Raw genomic sequence first — 5,420 nt, forward strand, 5'->3', positions numbered from 1 at the left:
GCTCAAGCACCTGACCGATGTTCATACGTGATGGTACCCCTAATGGGTTAAGCATGATATCGATTGGTGTGCCGTCTGGTAAATACGGCATGTCTTCCTCAGGTAAGATCTTCGAGATAACACCCTTGTTACCATGTCGGCCGGCCATCTTGTCACCTTCAGAAATCTTACGTTTCTGAACGATGTAGACGCGGACCAGCTGGTTGACACCCGGCGGTAATTCGTCGCCGTCTTCACGGTTGAAGACTTTAACATCAAGGATAATTCCTCCGCCGCCATGCGGTACTCGAAGGGATGTATCTCTTACTTCACGAGCCTTCTCACCGAAGATCGCATGTAACAGGCGTTCTTCAGCAGTCAACTCTGTTACACCTTTAGGCGTTACTTTACCAACAAGCAAGTCGCCATCTTTCACTTCTGCACCAATGCGGATAATTCCACGTTCGTCAAGGTTGCGCAATGCATCCTCACCGACATTCGGGATATCACGAGTAATCTCTTCAGGTCCAAGTTTCGTATCACGGGACTCAGACTCATATTCTTCAATATGAATGGAAGTATATACGTCGTCTTTCACAAGACGCTCACTCATGATAATCGCATCTTCATAGTTGTAACCATCCCAAGTCATGAAACCAACCATGACGTTACGTCCTAAGGCTAATTCGCCTTTCTCCATGGAAGGACCGTCAGCAAGGATTTCCCCTGTTACTACACGGTCGCCTTCACTTACGATCGGACGCTGGTTGTAGCAAGTTCCCTGATTGGAGCGGATGAATTTTTGCATACGATACTTATCGAGGTCACCCTTCACTTCCTGACCATCGATTTCTTTCACACGGCGAACCCAAACTTGTTTCGCCTCAACCTTTTCGACAATACCTTCGTACTTACAGATGACTGCAGCTCCGGAGTCTTTCGCTGATACGTGTTCCATACCAGTTCCTACTATCGGAGATTCCGGATTCATAAGAGGCACTGCCTGACGCTGCATGTTCGCTCCCATAAGAGCACGGTTGGAGTCATCGTTTTCCAAGAAAGGAATACATGCCGTCGCAGCTGATACTACTTGTTTCGGTGATACATCCATGTAGTCAAGCCGCTCTCTCTTGATTACCGTGTTTTCACCACGGAAACGGGCGATAACTTCTTCATCAAGGAATGAACCATCGTCACCAAGACGGGCATTCGCCTGTGCCACTACATAGTTGTCTTCTTCGTCGGCTGTTAAATAATCGATACGATCTGTTACTTTGCCTGTATCGGGATCGACACGACGATATGGTGTTTCGATAAATCCGAATTTATTCACCTTCGCAAATGAAGAAAGTGAGTTGATCAGTCCGATGTTCGGCCCCTCTGGTGTTTCAATCGGACACATACGTCCATAGTGGGAATAGTGAACGTCACGAACTTCGAAGCCGGCACGCTCACGAGTCAAACCACCAGGTCCTAATGCAGAAAGACGGCGTTTATGCGTCAGTTCGGCTAAAGGATTCGTTTGATCCATGAATTGAGATAACTGAGAGCTTCCAAAGAACTCTTTAATAGAAGCAATGACCGGACGAATGTTGATCAATTGCTGCGGAGTAATCGTGTTCGTGTCCTGAATGGACATTCTTTCACGGACTACACGCTCCATACGGGAAAGACCGATACGGAATTGATTCTGTAACAATTCGCCAACCGAACGCAAACGACGGTTGCCTAAGTGGTCAATATCATCTGTGAATCCTACTCCATGCAGTAAGTTGAAGAAGTAAGAGATGGAAGAAATGATGTCGGCAGGTGTGATGTATTTGACATTTTCATCTACATACGCATTGCTGATTACATTAATCTCTTGTTCTCCCTCTTCGTTTGGAGAGTAAATCTTAATAGATTGGAGAAGAACATCTTCTTCCAATACTCCACCGGACTGCTGATACGTCTTGAAGCCGATTCCTTGTTCTAGATATGGAATGACTTTATCAAGAGCACGACGGTCCAAAACCGTGCCTTTCTCTGCCAAAATTTCACCCGTCTCAGGATCTGCTAGAGTTTCTGCTAGAGTCTGGCCGAATAAACGGTTCTTAATGTGCAGTTTTTTATTCATCTTATAACGTCCAACGTTTGCCAAGTCATAACGCTTTGGATCAAAGAAACGTGAAACGAGTAAACTTTTAGCATTTTCTACTGTAGGAGGTTCTCCCGGACGCAGACGCTCATAGATTTCAAGCAATGCTTTGTCGATACCTTCCGTATTGTCCTTCTCGAGCGTGTTACGAATGTACTCATTATCACCGACTAAATCGATGATTTCTTGATCAGAGCCAAACCCAAGGGCACGTAAAAGAACCGTTACCGGCAGTTTGCGAGTTCGATCAATTCGCACATATACAACATCTTTTGCATCTGTTTCATACTCAAGCCAAGCTCCGCGGTTTGGTATAACGGTAGCAGTAAACCCTTTCTTTCCGTTCTTATCTACTTTTCCGCTAAAGTACACACTAGGTGAACGTACAAGCTGAGATACGATGACACGCTCAGCTCCATTAATGACAAAAGTACCTGTATCCGTCATCAATGGGAAGTCACCCATAAATACGTCTTGATCTTTCACTTCTCCAGTTTCCTTATTCACAAGACGGACTTTCACCCTAAGCGGCGCAGAGTAAGTTACATCTCTTTCCTTTGATTCTTCCACCGAGTACTTTGGCTCTCCCAGACTATAATCAATAAATTCTAAAGAGAGATTACCAGTGAAGTCCTCAATCGGAGAAATGTCACGGAACATTTCTCTTAACCCCTCATCAAGAAACCATTGATACGAGGAAGTTTGAATTTCGATTAGATTCGGCAATTCTAAAACTTCACTGATACGCGCAAAACTTCTGCGTTGGCGGTGTCGTCCATACTGAACTAGTTGACCTGTCAACTGATTCACCCCTCAAATCAAGCGTTTTGGTTGTGTCTATATGTCTATAGTAGATATGCACTCTACACAAGACAAAAAGAAAAAGGGTTTTAATGATAAAACCTCATTTTCATATGACGAACTATTATTTTATAATCTTTTCCAATTTATCCAATATGTATACATAAGGACACAATACCGGAAAATAATATTTTTGCATTTTATAATGTTATCATAGCGCTAAAGCTACGTCAACGGATTTATTTTACCGATTTCAAAATGTAATAGCCTTTCTTTTTGGCGACAACATCTACATTTGAAAACAGTTCTTCCATTTTATCCATGGCAGATGGAGCACCTTGCTTCTTCTGAATAACGACCCACAATTCACCTTTTTCCGCTAAGTAGTCATAGCTCTCGGAAAGAATGGAATGAACGGTTTCCTTACCTGCCCTGATTGGAGGGTTCGTAAGGATTGCCGCAAAGCTCATTTCTTTTACATTTTGATAGCGGTCGCTTTGGTAGATATTAACATTCCCTACACCATTCACTTTTGCATTTTCACTTGCAAGCGTCAGGGCTCTTTCGTTTACATCGACCATATGAACCTTCCGGTCGTTAAAATCTTTGGCCAAAGCCAAACCGATCGGTCCGTAACCGCAGCCGACATCCAACAAGTCACCTTCTGTTTCTGGCAGCTCGAAGTTTTCGATCAATGTTCGTGAACCGAAATCCACTTCTCTCTTCGAAAAGACTCCCTGGTCCGTTTTGAATCGGAAGGGACAACCCCTGAGTTCAAATTGTATGGTTTGAGGATTACTTTCTACTTCAGGCTTACTGGAATAGTAGTGATTAGTCATTATTACACCTCCATCTTTCATGTACTTAAAGCAAGAATGTGTTTAAGTCTGTGTTCATTAGTAAAAGTGAAAAGCAGCTGTTGGATGGAGTGCAAGACGAAGACTCCTGATGGAAAAGCGGAAGGACTTTGTACAAAGGCGGGCGGCATAAGACGAAGCGACCTGGAAGGCGTCCTTTGCCTTCTTGGTCGGATTGGCTTATGCCGTGTGCCACTAAGCCCTGCAGCCAGAACAGTTCCCCATTGGAAGAGGATGCTTTCCAGCCGCCAACGTGAAGCGAAGTCTTGTACGTAAACCAACAGCGGCAATATAAAGTGATAACCAAAAGAAGAAAAAAGCCCGCTTATAAAGCGAGCTTTTCTTCTATGCGATTATTACTTAACTTCTACGCCAGCGCCAACTTCTTCAAGTTTAGCTTTAAGCTCTTCAGCTTCTTCTTTAGAAATGCCTTCTTTAAGAGCTTTTGGAGTGTTGTCAACAAGTTCTTTCGCTTCTTTAAGTCCAAGACCTGTGATTTCACGAACAGCTTTGATAACTTTGATCTTTTGAGAACCAGCGCTCTCAAGAACAACGTCAAATTCAGTTTTTTCAGCAGCAGCTTCTGCTCCGCCACCAGCTACAGCTACAGGTGCTGCAGCAGTTACTCCAAATTCTTCTTCGATTGCTTTTACTAGATCGTTTAATTCAAGAACTGACATTTCTTTAATCGCGTCAATGATTTGCTCTTTACTCATTTTAAATTTCCTCCTTAGTATGTTGGTTCATAATTATTATTCAAGCGGCTCTGTTTAACTTACGCGCCTTGTTCTTCTTTTTGGTCTGCAACGGCTTTTGTTGCCAATGCGAAGTTGCGCATTGGAGCTTGAAGCACGCTGAGTAGCATAGAAAGAAGACCTTCGCGGCTTGGAAGTTCAGCGATAGCTTTAACATCTTCAACAGATGTGACTGTACCTTCGATAACACCAGCTTTGATTTCAAGTGCTTCGTGATCTTTAGCGAAGTTATTAAGAATCTTGGCAGGAGCTACAACTTCTTCTGAACTGAACGCGATTGCGTTTGGACCAGTTAAGAATTCGTTTAACCCTTCAAGACCAGCTTCTGCTGCAGCACGACGAGTCATTGTGTTTTTGTACACTTTGAAGTCGATGCCAGCTTCACGAAGTTGTTTACGAAGCTCGGTTACTTCAGAAACATCAAGACCACGGTAGTCTACGATGATTGTAGATACACTGTTCTTTAGTTTGTCAGAGATTTCTCCGACGATGTGTTGCTTTTGTTCTAGAATGCTGCTCATCATTACACCTCCTGTAGATTGACTGATGAACATTTATACCGTCATCCAATAAAAAATGCCCTTATATCAAGGTAGACATAAGGGCATCGCTAACACGCTTTAGGCGCATCTTTTATCGCAATTACCTCGGCAGGAAATTAAGCTCCGGAAGAGCACCTGCTGTCTACGGTACAAATGTATTCGTTTTTTAACAACAGAACCAATTATAATGATTAGTTCATGTTAAGTCAATACCAAATTATGCCTTAACTGCAAAAGTTGAAGGATCAACTTTAACGCCAGGACCCATAGTAGAAGTAACAGCAACGTTCTTCATGTATGTCCCTTTAGCTGCAGAAGGTTTAGCTTTAAGCATTGTGTCGTACATAGT

Annotated in this window: 5 protein-coding genes, 1 pseudogene and 1 other annotated feature; of the genes and pseudogenes, 1 reads left to right on the forward strand and 5 read right to left on the reverse strand. The window is 43.2% G+C overall.

The genetic code is table 11. The features are described from left to right. A partial coding sequence (gene rpoB / locus HP456_RS19215; protein WP_172254088.1) for a DNA-directed RNA polymerase subunit beta occupies positions 1 to 2,917 on the reverse strand: 2,917 nt, incomplete at its 3' end. Between the two features lie 239 nt (positions 2,918 to 3,156). Next, the gene (locus HP456_RS19220; protein WP_172254090.1) at positions 3,157 to 3,756 is read right to left on the reverse strand and encodes a class I SAM-dependent methyltransferase; all 600 of its coding nucleotides are present in this window, start codon (positions 3,754 to 3,756) and stop codon (positions 3,157 to 3,159) included. A gap of 84 nt (positions 3,757 to 3,840) precedes the next feature. Between HP456_RS19220 and HP456_RS19225 the strand changes: the two genes are divergently transcribed. Further along, positions 3,841 to 4,050 (forward strand): hypothetical protein, encoded by a 210-nt coding sequence (locus HP456_RS19225; RefSeq protein WP_172254092.1) that lies wholly within the window; start codon positions 3,841 to 3,843, stop codon positions 4,048 to 4,050. Positions 4,051 to 4,130: 80 nt separating this feature from the next. Here HP456_RS19225 and rplL read toward each other — a convergent pair whose 3' ends face one another. The 3 genes and pseudogenes from rplL to HP456_RS19240 form a co-directional block, all read right to left on the reverse strand. Continuing rightward, the gene (gene rplL / locus HP456_RS19230; RefSeq protein WP_172254094.1) at positions 4,131 to 4,490 is read right to left on the reverse strand and encodes a 50S ribosomal protein L7/L12; all 360 of its coding nucleotides are present in this window, start codon (positions 4,488 to 4,490) and stop codon (positions 4,131 to 4,133) included. Positions 4,491 to 4,549: 59 nt separating this feature from the next. Beyond that, positions 4,550 to 5,050 carry a 50S ribosomal protein L10 gene (gene rplJ, locus HP456_RS19235; protein WP_172254096.1) on the reverse strand — a complete coding sequence of 167 codons (501 nt, stop codon included), beginning with the start codon at positions 5,048 to 5,050 and terminating at the stop codon, positions 4,550 to 4,552. A gap of 42 nt (positions 5,051 to 5,092) precedes the next feature. Beyond that, positions 5,093 to 5,237: a sequence feature (ribosomal protein L10 leader region), on the reverse strand. Positions 5,238 to 5,288: 51 nt separating this feature from the next. Next, positions 5,289 to 5,420 (reverse strand): annotated as a pseudogene (locus HP456_RS19240) (50S ribosomal protein L1); the annotation flags it as partial.

The organism is Bacillus haikouensis (genome assembly GCF_013179555.1).
GTDB lineage: Bacteria > Bacillota > Bacilli > Bacillales > Bacillaceae_B > Rossellomorea > Rossellomorea haikouensis_A.